This window comes from uncultured Alistipes sp. (assembly GCF_963931675.1).
Classification (GTDB): domain Bacteria; phylum Bacteroidota; class Bacteroidia; order Bacteroidales; family Rikenellaceae; genus Alistipes.
The window spans coordinates 1,560,086-1,582,343 of the sequence record NZ_OZ007039.1; the positions used below are offsets into that span (position 1 = coordinate 1,560,086).

The following is a 22,258-nucleotide window of genomic DNA, read 5'->3' on the forward strand; positions in this document are numbered from 1 at the left end:
GATTAGCTCTCAATATATTGCTGGCTCAGGTATATTGGTTATATACCTTCACAACTCAGCAAGGTCAATTAAAGTCAGCTTCTTGCGGCTCTTTCGGTCTCTGAAATAAATTAGTCTGTCAGCCATTTCCATAAAGCATTTTGCTCTCCAAACTTTCAACCCTAGTAGATTGAGGACATTTTTTAGATTACCCTGTTCTTCAACCTGAGCGCCAGCACTTGTACAGAAATCTCTGACATTTACATTATGCATGGTTATTTCAGCGCGATAGATTTTGGGTGCAGTCCATCCCAGCCACTGGAGGAATCGTTCTTTTTTATATAAACTTTGTTCCGCTAGCTCTTTTGTCTTATCGTATATGCGCATTGATAAGCCTGTTTCTTTTTTGACCTGAGATAAATAGAGTGTTGGTAGCGATTCCAGCCGCTTGCGTGATGCACCATGAAACACTCCATAGTTAGGTAGTTTTTCATTAGGGTCAGTTATCTTTTTCCCATTTAAATACATGTCGTATGCTTCATAATTTTTGATAGCATGGGTAATTTTACTTATGAAATTAATATTGGAATCAAGGGCTAAATCAATCTGAGTTACATTGTTTAATTCCATGTCAAGTGTCTCTATAACATAGTATAGATATGAGATTTTGTTGTATTTATTGCCGCCTGCATCTATTCCTTCAACAGTATATAGAGCGGAGTTTTCAAACTCAAAAAATGCTTTTCCTAAATATTTGTGAGTGTCATTTAAAACGAGTGAGCCAAGTAAGACTTGTTCAGTCTGTTCTGCTTCGTCTAAAAGTACACTACATACAATAGTGTCTGTATCACATTCAATGCGTTTCAATGCGAACCCTTTGAAAACGATATAGTCTTGTTCATGCTTGTATATTCTTTCAAACAACCCTTCAGGCTGAATTAGACAAACCTTCAATTTGTCTATATTTACACTTGCTTTAATTGTCCTTCCCATATATCCGCTCCGTTTGAGTTTTATTTTCATCTGGCTTTGCAGGTAGCTCTGCCCAATATTTCTCCATGCTTTGTGCAATCTTGCGCTTGTGCTCTTCACTATGTCTACGTCCTTTTAAGGCTTGCGATATTGCCTGCTTCTGTTCATCAGACATATCATTTCTAAATTGTCTTTTCATATCATTAGTTTTATTTATTATTCAGTAGAGTAGATATACTACTTATAATAAATATAGTAACGATTGAAAAAGTACATAAATATACAGAAATATATTTATCAAACCGTTCTATGCCTATGATTGTAGGTAATTCGTTAACGACTTTAGGTAAGTTAAGTAGTTGAGGCTGGCTATGGTATAATGGTGAGGTGGCATAAATTAAAAGTAAAACTCCCAATAGTACAGGTGTCAAAATGTATTCAGAATAGACGTGTATTCAAATAATTCTATTAGTGTATTCATTACTATAAAGAAAACATGTTCATTTTTATCAAAGATTATTTTGAATACATAAATAAAGTTTGTATCTTTGAATAGTTAAATAACAGAATATGAAAACAGCAGTCATTTACGCACGAGTCTCCTCAACAACCGACCGGCAGAATACAGATAGACAAGTAGTAGACCTCTCTGCCTATGCCGATAAAAACGAGTATCAGGTAGAAAAGATTTTTACAGAGAACATTAGTGGAGCCAAGAAGAACGAAGAAAGACCTGTACTGTGTGAGTGCTTGGATTATTGCATTACTAACAAAATAGACACTCTTCTTATAAGCGAACTATCTCGCTTGGGACGCAACGTTGATGAGGTTCTTGCCAACGTAAGATTATGTAAGGATAAACACCTCAACATATACTTTCAAAAAGAGGCTCTATCCATTTTTCAAGCCGATGGTACAAAAAATCCATTTCTCAATATCTTTATCTCTGTGCTGGGGACCTGTGCAGAGATGGAACGCGAGAATATAAAGTTTAGGCTTAACTCCGGGCGAAAACTCTATATTGAGAATGGTGGTAAGTTAGGGCGGAAAGTAGGAAGTGTAAAATCTGCTGAACAAAAGAAAACACAATACAAACAAGTTATATCCTTGCTCAAAAAGGGGGAAAGTATCAGAAATACTGCTAAGATTGCAGGTGTAGGTGTTTCGACCGTTCAGCGTATAAAGAAAGAGTTTATATAGAAAGAGGAGGGGGCTAGCCCCCCCCCTCTTTTGTGTTGTAAGATTTTTTATTACACTCTATTTCTGAAATAGCCGTTTTAAAATGTCTGCGTGAGTTTGGGCTATTTTGTCTCGGTTAATGCTTATATAGTGATTTGCCGCAAGGCTTTTACTGCTGTGCCCAAGCCCTGCGTCAATGTACTCTTGCCCTAAATTATAGTCAACTGAGCAAATCGTTGCCCAAGAATCGCGTGCTGTATAATAACTGAAATCGTTGGGGTAGTTTAATATCTTGCGCAACTTACGTACAGCTTTTAATATCATACCTTTGAAACTATCGTATGAGGTATAATGATATTGAAACGCGAATAGGAAATCGGTATTGCCACAATCTTCTCTCCATACATTGGATTTGCAAGAATAGGGCTTTCCCAATCGTCTTATTGAATCCATTTCAGAAAGAGTTAAGCATATCTCTTTACCCGTTTTTTCGCGAATGTAATTCAAATCTTCTCTGTGAAAGTTCTTAGTTTTAAGATAATATAAATCTTTAAGATTCATACCTTGGAAGCAAAACGACAAAATGAATAAGTCTCTTGCCATCTGGATGGATAATGGATAGCTACTCAAATCGAAGTTTAGTATGCGTCTCAACTCATCTAGATTGAGTGTGTATATTTTCTTATTATTGGATTTTCGCGTAATAGAGACCTTACGGAATCCTTTCATTGCATTTGCAGATAACTTATCGTCGTCAATGGCGCAGTTTAAAACCGCTTTCAGAGTCGCTGCATAGGTCGCTATTGTTTCAGGGCTTCTCTGTTTGTATTTTATAATATTTTTTTGTTGATAGTGTTGGGGAATATATGGAGTTTCTTTCAAGTAAAAGAGAAAAGTCCGAATATATTCAGAGGTTATATCCCTAAATAGAATAGTGTCACTGCCTTTTGTTGTAATATTGAAAGCGACCAAAGACTTAAGCGCATATCTATACTTAGTTGCACTTTTGGGATGCAACATAGCAATACTTTGCCAATACTCTATAAAATCTCCATTACTGGTACCAACGACGTCTGTGTCAAAGTTCTTTATAAAATCGATAATGTAGCAAGCCTTCATGCCATGCAATCGATTGCTATTTCGCAAAACCTTAACTGCTGCTTGGGCTTTTTCTAAAAGCGAATCAAGCAAGTCGTTTTCTCTAACGCCTCCTTTTACCCTTTGCGGTTTGGCTAGCCATTGGGATTTCATTACCTCAACACAGGTAGCTAATGAAGATTGTGTATTGCCGTTGCGGACAATTAGGCGCACGGTGTACTTGCCGTTCTTGTTCTTGGTACGGTCTAATTGATAGTTAAGGGTCGCCATTTTACTCAGTTTTTGCTCGATTTTTTATACAATAAAAGTAAAAAATATCTTTGAGAACACCATCATTTTTTACTCGATTGTGCTGAGTTTAATGGGAGATATGTTGTTGATTTTAAGTGTAATATGTTGATTTATAGAGTTTTGTACAACAAAAAAAGGAAGGGGATTTCCCTTCCTTTTCGTGAGCTGTTGACGAGGCTTGAACTCGTGACCTCTTCCTTACCAAGGAAGTGCTCTACCACTGAGCTACAACAGCAATTTCCTTGTTGAGTGGTGCAAAAGTACACAAGAAAAATGAAATGACCAAAAAAATGTGCGCTTTTCACAATTATTTTCTATCTTTACTACCGAATTATAATCAAAACAGATGAAACGTATTCTGATAGTAGGCGCCGGAGGCCAAATCGGTTCCGAGCTGACAGTTTTTCTGCGCGGGATCTACGGTGGCGCCAATGTCGTGGCCACCGATATGCGCGAGTGCCGGAATTTGGGCGAGGACGGGCCTTTCGAAATCCTCAATGCCCTCGATGCCACCTCCATGGCTTCGGTTGTGGCCCGGCATCACATCGACACGATCTTCAATCTCGTGGCGTTGCTTTCGGCCGTCGGGGAGCGCAATCCCCAGATGGCCTGGAATGTCAACATGGGAGCACTGAACAATTCGCTCGAAGTGGCGCGCCAGCACCACTGCGCCCTGTTCACGCCCTCGTCGATCGGCGCTTTCGGCCCCTCGTCCCCCAAGGACAAAACCCCGCAGGACACGGTCATGCAGCCCACGACCATCTATGGGGTCTGCAAGGTGACCGGCGAGTTGTTGAGCAACTATTACCACCATAAATACGGCCTGGATACACGTTCGGTCCGGTTCCCGGGCATTATCTCGAACGTCACGCTCCCCGGAGGCGGAACGACCGACTATGCCGTGGAGATCTACTACGAGGCGGTCCGCAACGGGCGGTTCACCTGCCCGGTTCCGCCCGATGTCTACATGGACATGATCTATATGCCCGATGCCCTGCGTGCCTGTGTGGAGCTGATGGAGGCCGATCCGTCGAAACTCGTCCACCGCAACAGTTTCAACCTTGCATCGATGAGTTTCACGCCGGAGATCATATATGCCGAGATCCGGAAACGCCTGCCGGACTTCACGATGGACTACAACATCGACCCCGTGAAGAAGGAGATCGCCGAGAGCTGGCCCAATTCGCTGGACGACACCTGCGCCCGGGAGGAGTGGGGCTGGAAACCCGAATGGGACCTTTCGCGGATGACCGACGACATGTTGGCCCACATCCGTACGAAGCTGGGCGTGAGGTGATCCCTTTCCCGGAGGGCGGAGTGAGAAGATGGACGGTCGCCGGGGCAGGGTTTTTGCGCCGACGGCCGTTTTGTATGAACCCAATACACTGCAGCTTATGAAACGGATTATTCGCATCGTCGTGTTGGTCGTGCTGGTCGTGGCGGCGATTCTGGTAGGCGGGAGCCTCTACCTGCTACGCTACTCGCTGCGCCCCGAGGCGGCGATGGAGGCCAAGAACGCGACCTCCTATGAATATATGTATGGGGAGTATCCTTTCCTGGAGCCGTGGGTCGACAGCCTCCGGCAACGGGATGCGCTGCGCGACACGACGATGACGGGACGCGACGGCGAACGGCTCCATGCCCTGTATGCCTGGGCGCCGGAGCCGACGGACCGCACGGCGGTCATCGTCCACGGCTATACGGACAATGCGGTGCGGATGCTGATGATCGGCTACCTCTACAACCACGATCTGGGATTCAACATCCTGCTGCCGGACCTCTACTACCACGGCGAGAGCCGGGGCCGGGCCATCCGGATGGGGTGGAAGGACCGGCTCGACGTCCTGCAGTGGATGGAGGTGGCGAACGGAATCTTCGGCGGACATACGCAAATGGTCGTGCACGGCATCTCGATGGGTGCCGCGACGACGATGATGGTTTCGGGCGAGGAGCAGCAGCCCTACGTGAAGTGTTTCGTCGAGGATTGCGGCTACACGAGCGTGTGGGACCAGTTTTCGAAGGAGTTGAAGGGGCAGTTCTCGCTGCCGGCGTTTCCGCTGCTGAATGTGGCGAGCGGGCTGTGCGACGTGAAGTACGGCTGGAATTTCCGCGAGGCTTCGGCCTTGAAACAGGTGGCGAAGTGCGACCGGCCGATGCTGTTCATCCACGGGGATGCCGACGATTACGTCCCGACGTGGATGGTCTATCCGCTGTACGAGGCGAAACCCGGCGAGAAGGAGTTGTGGGTGGTCTCCGGCGCAGCCCACGCCTTGTCGTATCGCGACAACCGCGCCGAGTATACGCGGCGGGTCGGGGAGTTTGTCGGGAAGTATATCCCGAATGACCGGATTCCGGAGGTTCTGGAATAAACAGATAAGATTAAAATATGGAGTCCCAAGAGGCGCAATCGCGCAACGAGGTTTTTTATCGGACGTTGGAGGAGGCGATCGGGCGGCTTCCGGCCGAGATGCGGGCACGGCTTTACCGTCCGTGTGCCGAGGCGTGTGTCCGGGATGGTGTGCTGGTCGAACTGCGTCGGCAGTTCGAGGAGTGCGGATGCGACCTCGACCGTCAGTATGCGAAATACGGGCGTTCGCCCTATTTCTTCGCTGATGTCATCGAGCCGGGCCGGGTCTATGAGATGGGTTATCCGCGCTGCCTGTGTCCGCAGGTCGAGGCGGGATTCACCGCAGCGCCGACCCATTGCGAATGCTCCCGGCAGAGCATCCTCTATGTGCTGGAGGAGCTGTTGCCGGGGCGGGAGATTACGGTGGAGACGCTTGAAACGGTGTTGGACGGCGGTTCGGAGTGTCGCTTCCGGGTGACGGTCGGGAAGGCGAATAGCCGCACTTTGCTTGGAGCGGAACCGTTTCGGGAGCAGCACGCACGCCCGGAACGGGAGGCTGAAAAGGCCTGATCTTTCTGCGCCCGTTCAGTGTGTGCTGCTCCCGAAACCCGTGAAAAGCAACTTGCGGCTGGTTTTGGTGGTACCTTTTGCCACCAAAAGGTACCTGCTGAACCGGGGCTTCGGCATTTGTTTTCGATCCGGCAGTTTGCCATACGCCATAAGCTGCCGTTTTGTAAAACGAAAACCGGAGGCTCGAAGAGTCTCCGGTTTTCGTTTTGCGGAATATCGCTTATTCGGCCTTTCCGTCCGAGCCGAGCACCTCCTTGATCTTGTGGATGTAGAGCTTCTTCATGTTGTCACGAGCCGGACCCAGGTACTTGCGGGGGTCGAACTCTGCGGGCTTCGTGGCGAAGACCTCACGGATGGCGGCGGTCATGGCCAGACGCGAGTCGGAGTCGATGTTGATCTTGCAGACAGCGCTCTTGGCAGCCTGACGCAGCTCCTCCTCGGGAATACCTACGGCAGCCTTCAGCGCGCCGCCGTACTTGTTGATCGTGTCGACCTCCTCCTGGGGTACGGACGACGATCCGTGGAGCACGATGGGGAAGCCCGGAAGCTCCTTCTCGATGGCAGCCAACACGTCGAATGCCAAGGGGGGCGGAACCAGACGGCCCGTCTTCGGGTCTACGGTGCACTGCTCGGGGGTGAACTTGTAGGCTCCGTGCGACGTACCGATCGAGATGGCCAGCGAGTCGACGCCGGTCTTGGTCACGAAGTCAACGACCTCCTCGGGTTTGGTGTAGTGGCTCTCCTCGGCGGCCACCTCGTCCTCGACACCGGCCAGCACGCCCAGCTCGCCCTCGACCGTCACGTCGAACTGATGGGCATACTCAACGACCTTCTTCGTCAGGGCGACGTTCTCGTCGTAGGGGAGCGACGAGCCGTCGATCATCACCGACGAGAATCCCATGTCGACGCAGCTCTTGCAGAGCTCGAACGAATCACCGTGGTCGAGGTGCAGGACGATCTGGGGTTTCTCCCAGCCGAGCTCCTTGGCGTACTCGACGGCACCCTCGGCCATGTAGCGCAGCAGGGTCTGGTTTGCGTAGTTGCGGGCGCCCTTCGATACCTGGAGGATGACGGGCGACTTGGTTTCGGCAGCGGCCTGGATGATGGCCTGGAGCTGCTCCATGTTGTTGAAGTTGAACGCCGGGACGGCATAACCTCCTTTGATGGCCTTGGCAAACATCTCACGGGTGTTCACGAGGCCCAGATCTTTGTAGGATACCATAGTATTAGTTGTTAGAGAATTTGTGTCTCATCAAAAACCGCACAAATTTACTAAAAAATCTAAAAAACAGTCTCTTTTTGTGAAAAAAATAACAGAGCTCCGGAAATAGTTGTACAATCCGGATTGTTTTTTGTACTTTTGCATGGATAAAAACCGCAGACAACAACAAACACATACGATCATGGCAGAATTCATTTATCAGGAGCCGTTCCCGATTCAGGAGGACAAGACGAAGTACCGTCTTTTGACGAAGGATTACGTGAAGGTCGTCGAGTGCGACGGACGCAAGATCCTGAAGGTGGACCCGAAGGGTCTGGAGGTCTTGTCGAAGGCGGCCTACAGCGACGTCTCGTTCTACCTTCGCGCTGCGCACCTGCAGAAGCTGCGCAACATCCTGGAGGATCCCGAAGCGACGGACAACGACAAGTTCGTGGCCTATACGATGCTGCTGAACCAGTGCGTGGCGGCCGAGGGCGAGCTTCCGACGTGCCAGGATACGGGTACGGCGATCTGTATCGGCCACAAGGGCGAGGACGTCTGGACGGGTGCCGACGATGCGGAGTGTATCGCGCGGGGCGTCTACGAGACCTACAGGGAGCGGAACCTGCGCTATTCGCAGGTGGTTCCCTTCACGATGACCGACGAGAAGAACTCGGGCACGAACCTCCCGGCGCAGATCGACATCTACGGCGGCAAGCCCGGCATGGAGTATGAGTTCCTCTTCATCACCAAGGGCGGCGGTTCGGCCAACAAGACCTTCCTCTACCAGCAGACCAAGGCGCTGCTGAACGAGGAGTCGTTGACGAAGTTCATCCAGCAGCATATCTTCGACCTCGGGACGTCGGCCTGCCCTCCCTATCACCTGGCGATCTGCATCGGCGGGACGTCGGCCGAGATGTGCCTCTCGACGGTGAAGAAGGCTTCGGCGGGCTATCTCGACGAGCTGCCCACCTCGGGCAACGAGGGCGGGCGCTGCTTCCGCGACCTGGAGTGGGAGGAGAAGGTGCTGAAGATCTGCCGTCAGAGCGGCGTCGGTGCCCAGTTCGGCGGCAAGTATCTCGTGCATGACGTGCGTGTGATCCGTGCTCCGCGCCATGCGGCGTCGTGCCCCGTGGCCATCGGCGTGAGCTGCTCGGCCGACCGCAACATCAAGGCGAAGATCACCCCGGAGGGTATCTTCCTCGAAGAGTTGGAGAAGAATCCGGCGCGTTTCCTGCCCGCCGAGGCCCCGGCCATGTCGCCCGCGGTGGACATCGACCTCGACGAGGGGATGGACAAGGTGCGCGAGATCCTCACGAAATACCCGATCAAGACGCGCCTGAATCTGAAGGGTACGCTCATCGTGGCGCGCGACATCGCCCACGCGCGCATCAAGCAGATGCTCGACGAGGGCAAGCCGATGCCGGAGTACTTCAAGAAGCACCCGGTCTACTACGCCGGTCCGGCCAAGACGCCGCAGGGCATGGCTTCCGGATCGTTCGGTCCGACGACGGCCGGGCGTATGGACCCCTACGTGGACCTCTTCCAGAAGCACGGCGGTTCGCTGGTGATGGTGGCCAAGGGCAACCGCTCGCAGGCCGTGACGGACGCCTGCAAGGCCAACGGCGGATTCTACCTCGGTTCGATCGGCGGTCCGGCCGCCATTCTGGCCAAGAACTCGATCAAGTCGGTCGAGGTGGTGGACTTCCCCGAACTGGGCATGGAGGCCGTACGGAAGATCTACGTGGAGAACTTCCCGGCATTCATCATCGTCGACGACAAGGGCAACGACTTCTTTGCCGATTTCAAGCATTGAAAATCCGCCCTTCGGAGATACTAAACGGCAACGCTTTGCGTTGTATTTTCGGACTTGCGGCCGTAAGCGGGGTCTCCGGGTTTCCGGGGGCCCTTCGCGGCGGTCGGCAAGGGGCATGACAATACTTTTTCGGGTTTTCCGGCTCGGGATCCGTCATGGTTGCGGACCGGGTTTCGGAAGCCTGATGAACGGACCTATCGCTTTGATTCAATGAAAGCTTTCTTTGCGAAATTATCGCTGGCGGCACTCTTCGCACTGGTGGTCTTCCCGGCCTTTGCCGACGAGGAGGTCACCTTCGAGGCCAACTCCCCGCTGACGGTCTCCCTGGGCGGGGCCTTCCGCGTGGAGTTTGCACTCAATGCCAAGCCGGACCGGGAGACGTTCGAGGCTCCGACGTTCGAGGGTTTCGACGTGCTGGCCGGTCCTGCGGAATCCACGGGGTCGTCGATCCAGATCATCAACGGGTCGATGACCAAGAGCGTGAGCCACACCTATACGTTCGTGCTGCTGCCGCAGGCGGCGGGTACGGTGACGATCGGAGCCGCGACGGTGAAGGTCGACGGCAAGGTCTACCGGACGCAGCCGCTTCCGATCGAGGTGGTGGACGAGGGTGACGGAGGACGCCAGCAGCAACAGCCGTCGCAGGGCCGGGGTGCCGGAGACGGGGGCCGCTCCGAGGCTCAGCACCAGATCGGCAAGGATGATATTTTGCTGCGGGCCGTCGTGTCGCGCACGTCGCTCTACAAGAACGAGCCGCTTCACGTGACCTTCAAACTCTATACGCGGGTTCCGTATGTGAATATCGTTCCCGAATCGGCCCCGTCGTTCAACGGTTTCTGGTCGCAGGACCTCACGGATCCGAATGCGTCGCGCGTGGACCGTGAGACCTACAACGGCAAGGTCTACGAGACGCGCGTACTGCTCGATTACCTGCTCTACCCGCAGCAGGTCGGGACGCTGACGATCGATCCGGTGGATATGACGGTCGTGGCGCAGGTGGTGATCCAGAGCCGGAACGCCGATCCCTTCTTCGGGACGGGACGCGAGGTACTGAACGTGCCGCGCAAGGTGCAGAGCCAGCGTACGACGGTGACGGTCAAACCGCTTCCGGATGGGGCTCCGGCCAGTTTCTCGGGGGCCGTCGGTTCCTTCACGATGGATACGGAGTTCCCGGAGGAGCGCCTGGCGGCCAATTCGGGGGCGAATATCCGGGTGAAGATCTCGGGTCGTGGGAACCTGACCTTCGTGCAGGCCCCGAAGCTGCAGCTCCCGACGTCGTTCGAGCTCTACAACGTGAAGACCACCGAGTCGATCAACGCTTCGTCGTCGGGGATCTCCGGCTACCGGCAGTTCGAATATCCCTTCATTGCGCGGGCCGAGGGCACCTATGAAGTGGAGCCCGTGGATTTTACCTACTTCGATCCGCAGCGGATGCAGTACATGACGCTGCGTTCGAAACCGTTGTCGCTGGAGATCATGCCCGATGCCCGCGGAGGCGGCGATGCGGTGGTGATGCAGGGCCGCGGGATGTCGAAGGAGGAGGTGCGGCTGCTGGGCGAGGATATTCGCTTCATCAAGCTGGGCAGTGCGCAACTGCGTTCGGTTTCGGTTCCGTTCCTCTTCAGCACGACGTACTGGATTCTGTTGGTGGCCATTCTGCTTCTCTTTGCCGTAGCCTACGTAGCGCTGCGGCGTCAGATCCGGGAGTCGCAGAACGTGGCGCTGGTGCGGGGCAAGCGGGCGAACAAGGTCGCCGTACAACGTTTCCGGGTCGCCAAGCGCTACATGGAGGAGCAGAACCGCCATGCCTTCTACGAAGAGATGCTGCGGGCGCTGTGGGGCTACATGAGCGACAAGTTCAACATCCCGATGGCGAACCTCACGAAGGAGAACGTCCGCGAGGAGTTGCACAAGCGGGGCGTCTCGACGGAGGATTCGCAGCGCTTTACGGATATCATCACGCGCTGCGACGAGGCGCAGTACTCGCCGGTGGAGTCGACTCGGATGGGGGATGTCTACTCGGAGGGTGTGAACCTGATTTCGCAGATCGAATCGGCAATCAAACGGTGATCGAACTATGAAACGACTATTTTTGATACTGCTTCTGGCCTGGGGTGCCGGCGAGGTGCTTGCTCAGGGGGCCGATCCGGAGATGACGGCCGATACGGCGGAGGAGGCGGACAGCGTGGCGTATCCGACGGACGGAACGCCGGTGCCGGTCGGCAAGGCGACCCCCGACCGGCTGTGGGATCTGGCCAATACGGCCTATGTCAACGGCGACTACCATGCCGCCGCGGGGTATTACGAGGAGATTCTCTCCCGGGGGCTGAGTTCGGTGAAACTCTACTACAACCTGGGAAACGCCTACTTCAAGGAGGATCGTCTCGGCGAAGCGATTCTCAATTACCGGCGTGCGTTGCGCCTGTCGCCGGGCAGCGACGACATCCGTTACAACCTGGGGGTTGCCGAGGCGCGCACGAAGGACAACATCGAGGCGATCCCGGAGTTTTTCCTGACGACGTGGGTGCGGGGTGTGCGTCATACGATGAGCTGCACGGCGTGGAGCCTCTTCTCGCTGGCGGCGCTGGTTTGCGCCCTGTCGCTGTTCCTGACCTATCTGCTGGCACGCCGTTTGTCGTTGCGCAAGACGGGTTTCTACGGAACGCTGATCGCCTTTGTGCTGTTTATCCTGACGACGTGGTTCGCGCTGGGTGTGCGGCGTGAGATGCTCGACGATTCGCAGGCCGTGGTGATGTCGCTCTCGACGGCTGTGAAGAGCTCCCCGGACAAGTCGGCCACGGACCTCTTCGTGCTGCACGAAGGAACGCTGGTCGAGATCACGAACCGGCTCGACGACTGGTGCGAGATCACCATTGCCGACGGCAAGAAGGGGTGGCTGGAGTCGAAAACCATCGAGACGATTTAGATGTCGCGGCTCTTGCAGGATGTGGTCGGGGAGTTGTCGAAACTCCCGGGTGTGGGGCGGCGCACGGCGTTGCGGCTGGCGATCCACCTGCTGCGGATGGATCGGGAGTCGGTGGCCGCGATGACGGAGAGCATCGACCGCTTCCGCAACGAGGTGAAGTATTGCACGCGGTGCAACAACCTCTCGGACGAGGCGGTCTGCCCGATCTGTGCGGATCCCGAACGGGATCACACGACGATCTGCGTCGTGGAGCAGGTGGTCGACGTGCTGTCGATCGAGAATACGCGCCAGTACCGGGGGCTGTATCATGTCCTGGGGGGTGTGATCTCGCCCATGCAGGGCATTTCGCCCTCGGACCTGAAGATCGACCTGCTGTGCGAGCGGATCGAGGCGGGGGGCGTGCGGGAGGTGATCCTGGCGATCTCGACCTCGGTGGAGGGGGAGACGACGCTTTTCTACCTGATGAACCGCCTGCGGCACTATCCGGACCTGAAGATCACGGCGATTGCCCGGGGTATCGGCTTCGGCGACGAACTGGAATACGTGGATGAACTGACGATTGCGCAGGCGCTGCGGAACCGTCGGGAGATCGAATAGAGAGACGGAATTTTTAAACAGATAAACGTTATGGAATTTCTGACAAACGAGAAACTCACGATCGTGGGTGCAGCCGGCATGATCGGCTCGAACATGGCACAGACGGCACTGATGATGCGCCTGACGCCGAACATTTGCCTGTACGACCCGTTCGGCCCGGCGCTGGAGGGTGTGGCCGAGGAGCTGTACCACTGCGCTTTCGAGGGCGTGAACATCACCTGGACGACCGACATCAAGGAGGCGCTGACGGGTGCCGCCTACGTAGTATCGTCGGGCGGTGCGGCGCGCAAGGCGGGCATGACGCGCGAGGACCTGCTGAAGGGCAACGCGCAGATCGCCGAGGAGTTCGGCAAGAACCTCAAGGCCTACTGCCCGGATGTAAAACACGTGGTGGTGATCTTCAACCCGGCCGACATTACGGGTCTGATTACGCTGATATACAGTGGGCTGAAGCCTTCGCAGGTGACGACGCTGGCGGCGCTCGACTCGACGCGCCTGCGTTCGGAACTGGCCCGTTACTTCAAGATTTCGCCCGACGAGGTGCGCAACTGCCGCACCTACGGCGGTCACGGCGAGCAGATGGCGGTTTTCGCCTCGACGACGCTGGTGGCCGGCAAGCCCCTGTCGGAGTTGATCGGCACGCAGATGCCCGAGGCCGATTGGGCCGAACTGCAGCAGCGGGTGATCCAGGGCGGCAAGCACATCATCGACCTGCGGGGCCGCTCGTCGTTCCAGAGCCCGGCCTACGTCTCGATCTGCATGATCGCTGCGGCCATGGGCGGCAAACCCTTCGAGTATCCGGCCGGGACGTATGTCCACAACGGGGAGTTCAACCACATCCTGATGGCCATGGAGACCGAGATCACGAAGGACGGTGTACGCTACAAGGATGTGAAGGGCACGCCCGAGGAGCACAAGAAGCTCAAGGAGAGCTACGAGCACCTCTGCAAGCTGCGTGACGAGGTGATCGGGATGGGTGTGCTGCCCGCTATCGACAAGTGGGGTGAGCTGAACCCGAATCTGAAATAATCGCGCGAGCGAGCCTATGACGAAGCCCTCTTCCCCGAGCGGGGAGGAGGGCTTTTTGTGTGAGGGCATCGGTGCAGGATTCGGAGTGTAGTGCGGCAATCCGGTGCGGTCCCGGTGTGGCGCTCTTGCGTGCGCCCCGAGGAGTTATGGCTTGGCCTGGAAGACGGCGCGCAGTTCGCCGTTGGAGAGGATCAGCAGCATCGGGCCGTCCATATCGTAGTGGGTGGCCGATTCGAGCGCCTCGATGAAGGCGTGTTCGCGTTTCAAATCGGGGCAGGCCATGCGTGTGGCGGCCAGCGGCCCGATCTTGAGTGAGCGTTTCTCGTCGCTCCTGTAGGTGCCGGAGAGGCGGTTGCAGGCCCCCACGCCGGAGAGCTGTCCGTTCTCGGCCGAGAGCGTGACGGTGAAACATCCCTCCCGGGGCTGGATGGTTTCGCCGCCGAGCTGGATCAGCTGCCATTCGGTACCGACGAGCGGGCGGCGGGTCTTCTTCTGGTAGGAGCGGCAGTGGCAGCATCCGGCCATAAGCGCCGCAAGGCCAGCGACTACCGCGATTCGAAGCAAAAATTTCATGGTTTTTCGATTGTGTGATGCTGCAAATATAGAGAATTAATCGTACCTTTGGTGACCCAACGAACCATTTATCTATGAAAAAGATCATCGCATCGCCGCAGGCCCCCAAAGCCGTGGGGCCTTATTCCCAGGCCGTTGAGACGGGCGGGACGCTTTATGTTTCGGGTCAGCTGCCTCTCGACGGCGCTACGGGCCGCATGGCCGAGGGCGTCGAGGCCCAGACGCGCCAGTCGCTGACGAACATCGGCCACATCCTCCGCGAAGCGGGCTACGACTTCTCGGATGTGGTGAAGACGACGGTCCTGTTGCAGTCGATGGGCGACTTCGCGGCGATGAATGCCGTCTATGCGGAGTTCTTCACGGGCGACAAACCGGCCCGGGTCTGCTACGAAGTGGCCGCCCTTCCGATGGGTGCCCGGGTGGAGATCGATGCCGTGGCCGTGAAATAAAATCCTGCGGCCATTCCCTGTGCGCGTCCCGGATCCCCCGGGGCGCGTCTTTTCGCCTTTTGTAGATAAATTGTCGATAAAATTGCTTCCGGGATCTGGCTTTTTCGTGGGAAAAGTTTGAAATTTGTAGAACCGCACGTTTGCCCCGTGCGTTTGTCCCGGAAAGGGTGGAAAAATGCTGAAAAACTGAAAAAATAGATAAGAGTCAAGAAGTTATGTCTAAAACAGCCAATGTCGGGGCGCCGCAGAAGGTCGATTACAACGATGCGGTCGCCGAATCGAAAAAGTATTTCGAGGGTGACGATCTCGCCGCTACGGTGTGGGTGAGCAAGTACGCCCTGAAAGACTCTTTCGGAAACATCTACGAGCGTTCGCCGCGGGAGATGCACCAGCGTATTGCCGCGGAGATCGAGCGTATCGAGCGGAAGTATCCGAACCCCCTCAGCAAGGAGGAGGCTTTCGAACTGCTCGACCATTTCCGGTACGTGATTCCGCAGGGCGGTCCGATGACCGGTATCGGAAACAATTTCCAGGTTGCGTCGCTGTCGAACTGCTTCGTCATCGGGCACAAGCATCCGGCCGACTCCTACGGCGGGATCTTCCGCATGGACGAGGAGCAGGTGCAGTTGATGAAACGGCGCGGCGGCGTGGGCCATGACCTTTCGCACATCCGCCCGACGGGCAGCCCGGTGCTGAACTCGGCCCTCACGTCGACGGGGATCGTCCCGTTCATGGAGCGCTACTCGAACTCGACGCGCGAGGTGGCGCAGGACGGCCGCCGCGGGGCCCTGATGCTGACGCTCTCGATCAAACACCCCGACGCCGAGCGCTTCATCGACGCCAAGGTCGATACGGGCAAGGTTACGGGTGCGAATGTCTCGATCAAGATCGACGACGAGTTCATGCGTGCGGCGCTGGCCGGGAAGAAGTACCACCAGCAGTTCCCGATCGTCTCGGACCAGCCCAAGTTCGAGCAGGATATCGACGCGAAGAAACTCTGGGAGAAGATCATCCACAATGCGTGGAAATCGGCCGAGCCGGGCGTGCTGTTCTGGGATACGGTGATCCGCGAGAGCATCCCCGACTGCTATGCCGATGAGGGTTTCGTGACGGTTTCGACGAACCCCTGCGGGGAGATTCCGCTCTGCCCCTACGATTCGTGCCGTCTGCTGGCGATGAACCTCTTCAGCTATGTGGACAACCCGTTCAAGACCGACGCGAAGTTCAACTTCGAAAAGTTCCGTGACCATGTGGGCAAGGCCATGCACATGATGGACGACATCATCGACCTGGAGTTGGAGAAGGTGGAGCAGATCATCGCCAAGATCGAAGGCGATCCCGAGGATATGGATGTCCGCCGTGTGGAGCTGGAACTCTGGAAGAAGATCCGGACGATGGCCCAGAAGGGACGCCGCACGGGCCTCGGCATCACGGCCGAGGGTGACATGCTGGCCGCCCTGGGGTTGCGCTACGGTTCGCAGGAGGCGATCGACTTCGCCGTGGAGGTGCAGAAGACGCTGGCGCTGGCCGCCTACGGGGCTTCGGTGAAGATGGCCGCCGAGCGCGGGGCCTTCCCGATCTACGATACGGCCAAGGAGGCGAACAATCCGATGATCGCACGGATCCGGGAGGCCGATCCTGCGCTCTACGAGGAGATGACGAAGGTCGGGCGGCGCAACATCGCCATGCTGACCATCGCACCGACGGGTACGACGTCGCTCATGTCGCAGACCACGTCGGGAATCGAGCCTGTTTTCCGCACGGTCTACAAGCGCCGCCGGAAGATCAACCCCTCGGATCACGACACGCATGTCGACTATGAGGATGAAACGGGCGAGAAGTTCCAGGAGTACAACGTCTACCACCACAACTTCGTGAAGTGGCTGGAGGCGAACGGCTACGACACGTCGAAACTGGCGACGATCTCCGACGAGGAGCTCGCCAAGTGGGTGGAGGCGTCGCCCTACCACGGCGCTACGGCCAACGACATCGACTGGGTGGCCAAGGTAAAGATGCAGGGTGCGATCCAGAAGTGGGTGGACCACTCGATCTCGGTGACGGTGAACCTCCCGAACAACGTTTCGGAGGAGTTGGTTGCCGATGTCTACCGTACGGCCTGGGAGTGCGGTTGCAAGGGCGTCACGGTCTACCGCGACGGCTGCCGCTCGGGCGTGCTGCTGGACAAGAACGCCAAAGGTAAGAAATCGCGTTGTGAGGAGCACCCGGGTGAGGTGCCGAAGCGCCCGAAGTCGATTCCTGCAGACATCGTGCGGTTCAAGAACGGTTCGGAGGACTGGATCGCCTTCGTCGGGTTGCAGAACGGCCGTCCGTATGAGATTTTCACCGGAAAGATCGAGGAGGATGCCATGTACATTCCGCCGAAGATCCGGAAAGGCTATATAATAAAGGTACGCGAGGAGAACGGCACGAAGCGTTACGACTTCCAGTATGTCGACCGTTACGGCTATACGAATACGATCGGCGGGATCTCGCGCCTGTTCAACGAGGAGTTCTGGAACTATGCCAAGCTGATTTCGGGTGTGCTGCGCCACGGGATGCCGATCGAGAAGACCGTTTCGCTGATCGAGTCGCTGCATCTGGACAGCGTGTCGATCAATACGTGGAAGACGGGCGTCTGCCGGGCGTTGAAACAGTACATCGTCGACGGCACGAAGTCCAAAGGGAAGTGTCCGAGCTGCGGTCAGGAGAACATGGCTTACCAGAACGGATGTCTGACCTGTATGTCCTGCGGCTATTCGAAGTGCGGTTGAGGATTGTATCTTCAGCTCTAAATCAACCAAAAAAGGTTCGAAACGGCGTTTTCGGACCTTTTTTTACGGATCAGAAGAGATTTTTGCGCATTTTTTGCAGGTGTAGAATCGTTTTTTATAAAAAAATGCGTACTTTTACGACAAGTATGTGAGGTCAACAGAATGTGCAATAAAACGTATTTAATATGAAAAAGATTTTCCTGACTTTCGCAGTCGCGATATTCGCGGTTTCGGCATGGGCAGAAGGAACCCCCAAGAAGCCGAGTTTTGCAGGATTCGTCTCGAACGGTTTCTGGGATAATTGGGAGATATCGGCCGGTTTGGGTGCCGGTACGGCATTTTCGAACGGTGGGAACCTGGGAGCCCGCAGCGAGCGTTTCGGGTTCGAGGGCAACGTGTCGCTGACGAAGTGGCTGCATCCGGTTGTCGGAGTCCGCGGACAGTTGCAGGGCGGCTGGTTCAACAACTTCGATGCGGATCTGGGCAAGATGTCGTGGCCGTACTTGTTCGTTCACACGGACGTGATGGTCAACCTCTCGAACTGGATCGGCGGCTATCGTGAGGATCGTGCCTGGTATGGCGTGCCGTTTGCCGGTTTCGGTTATATGGCGTCGAACTTCACCGATGGCAGCCAGCGTGACAACCACAGCGGTACGAATCAGGAGTTCGCCTTTACGGCGGGTTTGCTGAACAAGTTCCGCCTGTCGCCGTCGTTCGACTTCAACCTCGAACTGAAGGGCCTTCTGGCCAAATCGGATATTTGCCCGGCCGGCATGAACGGTGCCTACCTCTTCGGGTTTACGGCAACCGCCGGTATCACCTATCGCTTCAACCAGCGCGGCTGGGAGCGTGGCGTCCCGGGATATACGGCCGAGGATATTCGGGCTTTCCAGGATGCCGTGGCTTCGGGTAATGCGGCTCTGAAGGCTGCGAAGGATGAGAATGCCCGTCTGAACGAGCAGTTGACGGCTGCCCAGGCTGCTGCTAAGGCCGCCGAGAAGGCTGCCGCGCAGGCTGAGGCCAAAGCCGCAGCCGAGGCTCGGAAGGTGAATACTTCGGCTCCGACTTCGATTATCTTCTACGATTACAGCATGTCGAAACTCACGGCGAAGGACAAGACGCGCCTGGAGCTGACCGCCGATCTGATCAAGAACGGTCCGAAGGATCGGGTTTACACGATCCAGGGCCACGCCGACCAGCAGACGGGTACGGCTGCCGGGAACAAGCGGGTTGCCGAGAACCGTGCGAAGAATGTCTACGACTTCCTGGTTAAATGCGGTGTGAACCCCAAGCAGCTCACCTACGAGGGCCTGGGCAACGAGCCGGATGTCTACAAGAACAACCAGAAGGCCAACCGCTCGGTAATCATCAAGTAACCGATACGGATGTCCCTTTTCAGAAAATGCTCCCCGCTTTTGGGGAGCATTTTTTTTGGTAGGCAGGGGTGGCGGCGATGCGGTGAAAGGATGGGGAAACGGGGGCGCGGAGAGTTGCAAGAGGGGAGGGGTATCCTGTTGTCACATGTCCGGCGGGAGGTTGGTGCGGGCCCGGGTCAGCGGATGATGACGGCATTGACCAGTTGGACTCCGGAACGCCGGTTAATCTCCTCCTTGAGTGCCTCCCGCTGGTAGAAAAGCTCGGAACGCACGACACTCGACTGGATCCGGACATACAGAATCCGCTTTTCGAGCCGCAACTCGGTTGTCAGATCCGCCACACGGTCTCCGACGATCTCCCGCCACGTATCGGGGAGTTTCCCTTCGGCGACCCTCGCGGCGACATAGGGGCGTTTGAAGAACTCGTCCAGCAGGTCGCCCATCAGTATGGTTTTCGTGCGTCTCATTCGTGTGCCGGTTGGGTCGGTTTCCCGGACGGGTTCTCGGATAGTTCTTCGGACGGTTCCTTCGCTCCGGCATCCCGGGTGACGTCGCCGTCGGTTACGGTAAAGAGCGCGTAGTCCCCACCGGCCCGATCGAGAATCCGCTTCAGCCGCGTGGGGTTGCAGTCGGAGATGAAAATCTGCCCGAAGGTTTCGGCCGATACCAGGCGGATCAGTTGCTCGACCCGTCCGGCATCGAGTTTGTCGAAGAGGTCGTCCAGCAGCAGGATGGGATGCTCGTGCTTCTCCTCGGCGACAATGGCGTACTGGGCGAGTTTCAGGGCGATCAGGAAGGATTTCTGCTGCCCCTGCGATCCGTATTTCCGCAGGGGGTAGCCTCCGATCTTCAGCACCAGGTCGTCGCGGTGGATGCCTGCGGTGGTGAATTCGTTGACGAGATCCCGCTGCCGGGCATTCTGCAGTACCTCCTCGAAGGGCCGTTCGTTCAATTCGGACTTGTAGAGGAGTTCGACCTGTTCGCAGTCTCCGGAGAGCGTGCGGTAGTATTCCGCCACGACGGGCTGCAGCCGCTGGACAAACTCCCGGCGGCGATCATGGATTTTGTTCCCGTGTTCGCAGAGCTGGCGGTCGTAGATCTGCAGCATCGTTTCGTCGGGCTGCATCTTGAGCAGGCGGTTGCGCTCGGCCAGGACGGCGTTGTAACGCATGACGGCCTGCAGGTAGGGGCGGTCGAGCTGCGCGATGAAGGCATTGAGGTAACGGCGCCGTTCATCCGCTGCGTCGGAGATCAGGGCGCTGTCGGCCGGGGAGACGATCACCGCGGGGATCAGACCCACATGGTCCGCAAGCCGTTCGTATACCTTTCCGTTCCGTTTGAGGACCTTGCCGCCCTTGCGGGAGAAGGAGCAGACGATGCTTTCGCTCTTTCCGGAGTCGGTGGCGTATGCGCCGTCCGCAAGGAAGAAGTCGGCATCGTGCCGGACGCTCTGTCCGTCGGTCATCTGCAGGGCGGATTTGCACATCGAGAGGTAGTAAACGGCATCGATGATGTTCGTTTTTCCGGCTCCGTTGTCCCCCACCAGCGCATTGATTCCGGGACAGAAGGCGAGTTCCACCTGTCGGATGTTTTTGAAATTCAGCAGCGCTAATTTTTTCAGGTACATAAGGCAAAAATACAAAAAATCCGGACACGACCTTGTACATTGTGAATAGTTTTGTATCTTTGCAGACTATCGTACGGATTATAAACTAAAAACACGGATAACACTATGGCAAAAAAGAATGTCGCCGAACCGGAAACCCTCGGTGAAGCAATGAACAAAACGGAGATCTTTTTCGAGAAGAACGGCCGCATGATGTCCTACATTTTCCTGGGACTTTTGATTCTTGCGGCCTTGATTTTCGGTTATCGGTCGCTGCTCGTCCAGCCCCGTGCGGAGAAGGCCGCGGAGATGATTGCCGAAGCCCAGAACCGTTTTGACAGTGAAACCCCGGATTTCGAACTCGCCTTGCAGGGCGATGCCAACGGCGCGGGCTTCCTGGATGTGATCGAGCAGTACGGTTCGACGCCTTCGGGGAACCTGGCGAAGCACTATGCGGGGATCTGCTACCTACGGACGGGGGACCTGGAGAATGCCGCGAAGTACCTGGCCAAATACTCGCCGGTGAAGGGAATCCCGGGATCGCTGATCAACGCCCAGAACTACGGGCTGCAGGGCGATGTGGCGGTCGAGCAGCAGAACTACGCCCAGGCGGTGAAATTCTATGAGAAGGCCGTGCAGGCTGCCGACAACAACATGACGACGCCGATGTACCTTCGCAAGGCGGGCCTCGCCGAGCAGGCGCAGGGTAACCATGCTGCGGCTGCAGCCTACTACGAGCGGATCCTGACCTCGTATCCCGCTTCGATGGAGGCCCGGGATGCCGAGAAACTGCTGGGCAGTGTCAAATAAGCGACAGCGATGGCAACCCGGAATCACAATCTTTCGAAATTCGACTCTCCGCTGCCTTCGGCTGCGGACATGCGCTTCGGGATCGTCGTCGCGGAGTGGAACCGTGAGGTGACCGAGGCGTTGCTGGAGGGAGCCGTGCGGACGTTGCGGGCTGCGGGGTGTCCGGACATGAACATTCAGGTGAAATATGTCCCCGGCACCTTTGAGCTCTCGCTCGGAGCGCAATTCTTCGCCGAATATACGGATGTCGATGCGGTGATCGCCCTGGGGTGTGTCATCCAGGGGGATACGCGGCATTTCGACTTCATCTGCCAGGGGGTCACCCAGGGAATTACGCAGCTGCAGATCCAGTGGAACATGCCGATTGCCTTCGGCGTGCTGACGGTCAACGACATGCAGCAGGCTCTGGACCGTTGCGGAGGCCGTCTCGGCAACAAGGGTGACGAAGCGGCTGCTACGGCGATCAACATGGTGAAGCTGCAGATCGACATGGAGGCCGCCTCTCCGGAGAAGGAGCCCGACCGCCGCAACATCAATTGATTGCGGATACCTCTTCGGGAGGCCGGGCCGAAAACGGCGCAGCCGACAAGCCATTTCCCGAAGACTCGAATATGAAAATCCCGGATCCATTCAGATGGGTCCGGGATTTTTCATGGCCAACCTCTCCA

General features: G+C 55.9%; 21 protein-coding genes and 1 tRNA gene. 14 read left to right on the plus strand and 8 right to left on the minus strand.

Translation table 11 applies throughout. The annotated features are described in order from the left end of the window. Window positions 1-48: 48 nt before the first annotated feature. Together ABGT65_RS06605 and ABGT65_RS06610 are read right to left on the minus strand one after the other, a co-directional pair. Window positions 49-972, minus strand: a complete 924-nt coding sequence (locus ABGT65_RS06605) for a hypothetical protein (protein WP_346700729.1) — start codon at window positions 970-972, stop codon at window positions 49-51. Continuing rightward, entirely contained in the window at window positions 956-1,150 is a 195-nt protein-coding gene (locus ABGT65_RS06610; protein ID WP_346700731.1) for an NUMOD3 domain-containing DNA-binding protein, read from the minus strand. Before ABGT65_RS06610 ends, ABGT65_RS06605 begins: the two co-directional genes overlap by 17 nt. A gap of 371 nt (window positions 1,151-1,521) precedes the next feature. On the opposite strand from ABGT65_RS06610, the gene ABGT65_RS06615 reads away from it, so the two are divergent. Next, window positions 1,522-2,151, plus strand: coding sequence for a recombinase family protein (locus ABGT65_RS06615; RefSeq protein ID WP_346700733.1), 630 nt, complete (start codon window positions 1,522-1,524; stop codon window positions 2,149-2,151). A gap of 57 nt (window positions 2,152-2,208) precedes the next feature. Here the strand turns inward: ABGT65_RS06615 and ABGT65_RS06620 are convergent, their stop codons facing one another. Continuing rightward, the gene (locus ABGT65_RS06620; RefSeq protein ID WP_346700734.1) at window positions 2,209-3,498 is read right to left on the minus strand and encodes a phage integrase SAM-like domain-containing protein; all 1,290 of its coding nucleotides are present in this window, start codon (window positions 3,496-3,498) and stop codon (window positions 2,209-2,211) included. A gap of 184 nt (window positions 3,499-3,682) precedes the next feature. Next, window positions 3,683-3,754: transfer RNA gene (locus tag ABGT65_RS06625), tRNA-Thr, on the minus strand. Window positions 3,755-3,865: 111 nt separating this feature from the next. On the opposite strand from ABGT65_RS06625, the gene ABGT65_RS06630 reads away from it, so the two are divergent. The 3 genes from ABGT65_RS06630 to ABGT65_RS06640 all read left to right on the plus strand — a co-directional run bounded on the left by ABGT65_RS06630 (window position 3,866) and on the right by ABGT65_RS06640 (window position 6,436). Beyond that, on the plus strand, window positions 3,866-4,816 hold the full coding sequence (locus ABGT65_RS06630; RefSeq protein ID WP_346700735.1) for an NAD-dependent epimerase/dehydratase family protein: 951 nt from the start codon (window positions 3,866-3,868) through the stop codon (window positions 4,814-4,816). Window positions 4,817-4,913: 97 nt separating this feature from the next. After that, window positions 4,914-5,888, plus strand: coding sequence for an alpha/beta hydrolase (locus ABGT65_RS06635; RefSeq protein WP_346700737.1), 975 nt, complete (start codon window positions 4,914-4,916; stop codon window positions 5,886-5,888). 17 nt (window positions 5,889-5,905) lie between these two features. Then, window positions 5,906-6,436 carry a hypothetical protein gene (locus ABGT65_RS06640; RefSeq protein WP_346700738.1) on the plus strand — a complete coding sequence of 177 codons (531 nt, stop codon included), beginning with the start codon at window positions 5,906-5,908 and terminating at the stop codon, window positions 6,434-6,436. Window positions 6,437-6,656: 220 nt separating this feature from the next. Here ABGT65_RS06640 and ABGT65_RS06645 read toward each other — a convergent pair whose 3' ends face one another. After that, window positions 6,657-7,658 carry a class II fructose-bisphosphate aldolase gene (locus tag ABGT65_RS06645; RefSeq protein ID WP_346700739.1) on the minus strand — a complete coding sequence of 334 codons (1,002 nt, stop codon included), beginning with the start codon at window positions 7,656-7,658 and terminating at the stop codon, window positions 6,657-6,659. Between the two features lie 181 nt (window positions 7,659-7,839). On the opposite strand from ABGT65_RS06645, the gene ABGT65_RS06650 reads away from it, so the two are divergent. From ABGT65_RS06650 to ABGT65_RS06670, 5 genes are all read left to right on the plus strand, one after another. Then, window positions 7,840-9,453: a fumarate hydratase gene (locus ABGT65_RS06650; RefSeq protein WP_346700741.1), complete on the plus strand. Its 1,614-nt coding sequence runs from the start codon at window positions 7,840-7,842 to the stop codon at window positions 9,451-9,453. Window positions 9,454-9,663: 210 nt separating this feature from the next. After that, on the plus strand, window positions 9,664-11,523 hold the full coding sequence (locus tag ABGT65_RS06655) for a BatD family protein (RefSeq protein ID WP_346700743.1): 1,860 nt from the start codon (window positions 9,664-9,666) through the stop codon (window positions 11,521-11,523). Between the two features lie 7 nt (window positions 11,524-11,530). Then, complete coding sequence (locus tag ABGT65_RS06660) at window positions 11,531-12,379, plus strand: tetratricopeptide repeat protein (protein WP_346700744.1); 849 nt, start codon at window positions 11,531-11,533, stop codon at window positions 12,377-12,379. Beyond that, on the plus strand, window positions 12,380-12,976 hold the full coding sequence (gene recR / locus ABGT65_RS06665; protein ID WP_346700746.1) for a recombination mediator RecR: 597 nt from the start codon (window positions 12,380-12,382) through the stop codon (window positions 12,974-12,976). Window positions 12,977-13,006: 30 nt separating this feature from the next. Continuing rightward, window positions 13,007-14,005, plus strand: coding sequence for a lactate/malate family dehydrogenase (locus ABGT65_RS06670; RefSeq protein ID WP_346700748.1), 999 nt, complete (start codon window positions 13,007-13,009; stop codon window positions 14,003-14,005). 144 nt (window positions 14,006-14,149) lie between these two features. On the opposite strand, the gene ABGT65_RS06675 is transcribed toward ABGT65_RS06670, so the two are convergent. Next, a complete protein-coding gene (locus ABGT65_RS06675) occupies window positions 14,150-14,578 on the minus strand; it encodes an META domain-containing protein (protein ID WP_346700750.1) in 429 nt (142 codons plus the stop codon). Between the two features lie 74 nt (window positions 14,579-14,652). Here ABGT65_RS06675 and ABGT65_RS06680 point away from each other — a divergent pair, with 74 nt between their 5' ends. From ABGT65_RS06680 to ABGT65_RS06690, 3 genes are all read left to right on the plus strand, one after another. Next, window positions 14,653-15,027, plus strand: coding sequence for a RidA family protein (locus tag ABGT65_RS06680; protein WP_346700752.1), 375 nt, complete (start codon window positions 14,653-14,655; stop codon window positions 15,025-15,027). Window positions 15,028-15,242: 215 nt separating this feature from the next. After that, complete coding sequence (locus ABGT65_RS06685; RefSeq protein WP_346700754.1) at window positions 15,243-17,798, plus strand: adenosylcobalamin-dependent ribonucleoside-diphosphate reductase; 2,556 nt, start codon at window positions 15,243-15,245, stop codon at window positions 17,796-17,798. 185 nt (window positions 17,799-17,983) lie between these two features. Continuing rightward, complete coding sequence (locus ABGT65_RS06690) at window positions 17,984-19,174, plus strand: OmpA family protein (protein WP_346700756.1); 1,191 nt, start codon at window positions 17,984-17,986, stop codon at window positions 19,172-19,174. A gap of 176 nt (window positions 19,175-19,350) precedes the next feature. On the opposite strand, the gene ABGT65_RS06695 is transcribed toward ABGT65_RS06690, so the two are convergent. Together ABGT65_RS06695 and recF are read right to left on the minus strand one after the other, a co-directional pair. Beyond that, the gene (locus ABGT65_RS06695) at window positions 19,351-19,623 is read right to left on the minus strand and encodes a DUF721 domain-containing protein (RefSeq protein ID WP_346703069.1); all 273 of its coding nucleotides are present in this window, start codon (window positions 19,621-19,623) and stop codon (window positions 19,351-19,353) included. 14 nt (window positions 19,624-19,637) lie between these two features. Then, a complete protein-coding gene (gene recF, locus ABGT65_RS06700; RefSeq protein WP_346700758.1) occupies window positions 19,638-20,801 on the minus strand; it encodes a DNA replication/repair protein RecF in 1,164 nt (387 codons plus the stop codon). 105 nt (window positions 20,802-20,906) lie between these two features. On the opposite strand from recF, the gene ABGT65_RS06705 reads away from it, so the two are divergent. Then, window positions 20,907-21,590, plus strand: a complete 684-nt coding sequence (locus ABGT65_RS06705; protein WP_346700760.1) for a tetratricopeptide repeat protein — start codon at window positions 20,907-20,909, stop codon at window positions 21,588-21,590. A 9-nt stretch (window positions 21,591-21,599) separates the two neighbouring features. Beyond that, the gene (gene ribH / locus ABGT65_RS06710) at window positions 21,600-22,130 is read left to right on the plus strand and encodes a 6,7-dimethyl-8-ribityllumazine synthase (protein ID WP_346700762.1); all 531 of its coding nucleotides are present in this window, start codon (window positions 21,600-21,602) and stop codon (window positions 22,128-22,130) included. The last annotated feature ends 128 nt before the right edge of the window (window positions 22,131-22,258 follow it).

What these genes read in the sequence shown, in the direction of transcription:
- ABGT65_RS06685 (WP_346700754.1), top strand. Translation starts at nt 15,243, where the DNA reads ATGTCTAAAACAGCCAATGTCGGGGCGCCGCAGAAGGTCGATTACAAC.
- ABGT65_RS06620 (WP_346700734.1), bottom strand. Translation starts at nt 3,498, where the DNA reads ATGGCGACCCTTAACTATCAATTAGACCGTACCAAGAACAAGAACGGC.
- ABGT65_RS06705 (WP_346700760.1), top strand. Translation starts at nt 20,907, where the DNA reads ATGGCAAAAAAGAATGTCGCCGAACCGGAAACCCTCGGTGAAGCAATG.
- ABGT65_RS06680 (WP_346700752.1), top strand. Translation starts at nt 14,653, where the DNA reads ATGAAAAAGATCATCGCATCGCCGCAGGCCCCCAAAGCCGTGGGGCCT.
- recF (WP_346700758.1), bottom strand. Translation starts at nt 20,801, where the DNA reads ATGTACCTGAAAAAATTAGCGCTGCTGAATTTCAAAAACATCCGACAG.
- ABGT65_RS06675 (WP_346700750.1), bottom strand. Translation starts at nt 14,578, where the DNA reads ATGAAATTTTTGCTTCGAATCGCGGTAGTCGCTGGCCTTGCGGCGCTT.
- ABGT65_RS06690 (WP_346700756.1), top strand. Translation starts at nt 17,984, where the DNA reads ATGAAAAAGATTTTCCTGACTTTCGCAGTCGCGATATTCGCGGTTTCG.
- recR (WP_346700746.1), top strand. Translation starts at nt 12,380, where the DNA reads ATGTCGCGGCTCTTGCAGGATGTGGTCGGGGAGTTGTCGAAACTCCCG.
- ABGT65_RS06630 (WP_346700735.1), top strand. Translation starts at nt 3,866, where the DNA reads ATGAAACGTATTCTGATAGTAGGCGCCGGAGGCCAAATCGGTTCCGAG.
- ABGT65_RS06660 (WP_346700744.1), top strand. Translation starts at nt 11,531, where the DNA reads ATGAAACGACTATTTTTGATACTGCTTCTGGCCTGGGGTGCCGGCGAG.
- ABGT65_RS06615 (WP_346700733.1), top strand. Translation starts at nt 1,522, where the DNA reads ATGAAAACAGCAGTCATTTACGCACGAGTCTCCTCAACAACCGACCGG.
- ABGT65_RS06670 (WP_346700748.1), top strand. Translation starts at nt 13,007, where the DNA reads ATGGAATTTCTGACAAACGAGAAACTCACGATCGTGGGTGCAGCCGGC.
- ABGT65_RS06640 (WP_346700738.1), top strand. Translation starts at nt 5,906, where the DNA reads ATGGAGTCCCAAGAGGCGCAATCGCGCAACGAGGTTTTTTATCGGACG.
- ABGT65_RS06635 (WP_346700737.1), top strand. Translation starts at nt 4,914, where the DNA reads ATGAAACGGATTATTCGCATCGTCGTGTTGGTCGTGCTGGTCGTGGCG.
- ABGT65_RS06655 (WP_346700743.1), top strand. Translation starts at nt 9,664, where the DNA reads ATGAAAGCTTTCTTTGCGAAATTATCGCTGGCGGCACTCTTCGCACTG.
- ribH (WP_346700762.1), top strand. Translation starts at nt 21,600, where the DNA reads ATGGCAACCCGGAATCACAATCTTTCGAAATTCGACTCTCCGCTGCCT.
- ABGT65_RS06610 (WP_346700731.1), bottom strand. Translation starts at nt 1,150, where the DNA reads ATGAAAAGACAATTTAGAAATGATATGTCTGATGAACAGAAGCAGGCA.
- ABGT65_RS06650 (WP_346700741.1), top strand. Translation starts at nt 7,840, where the DNA reads ATGGCAGAATTCATTTATCAGGAGCCGTTCCCGATTCAGGAGGACAAG.
- ABGT65_RS06605 (WP_346700729.1), bottom strand. Translation starts at nt 972, where the DNA reads ATGGGAAGGACAATTAAAGCAAGTGTAAATATAGACAAATTGAAGGTT.
- ABGT65_RS06645 (WP_346700739.1), bottom strand. Translation starts at nt 7,658, where the DNA reads ATGGTATCCTACAAAGATCTGGGCCTCGTGAACACCCGTGAGATGTTT.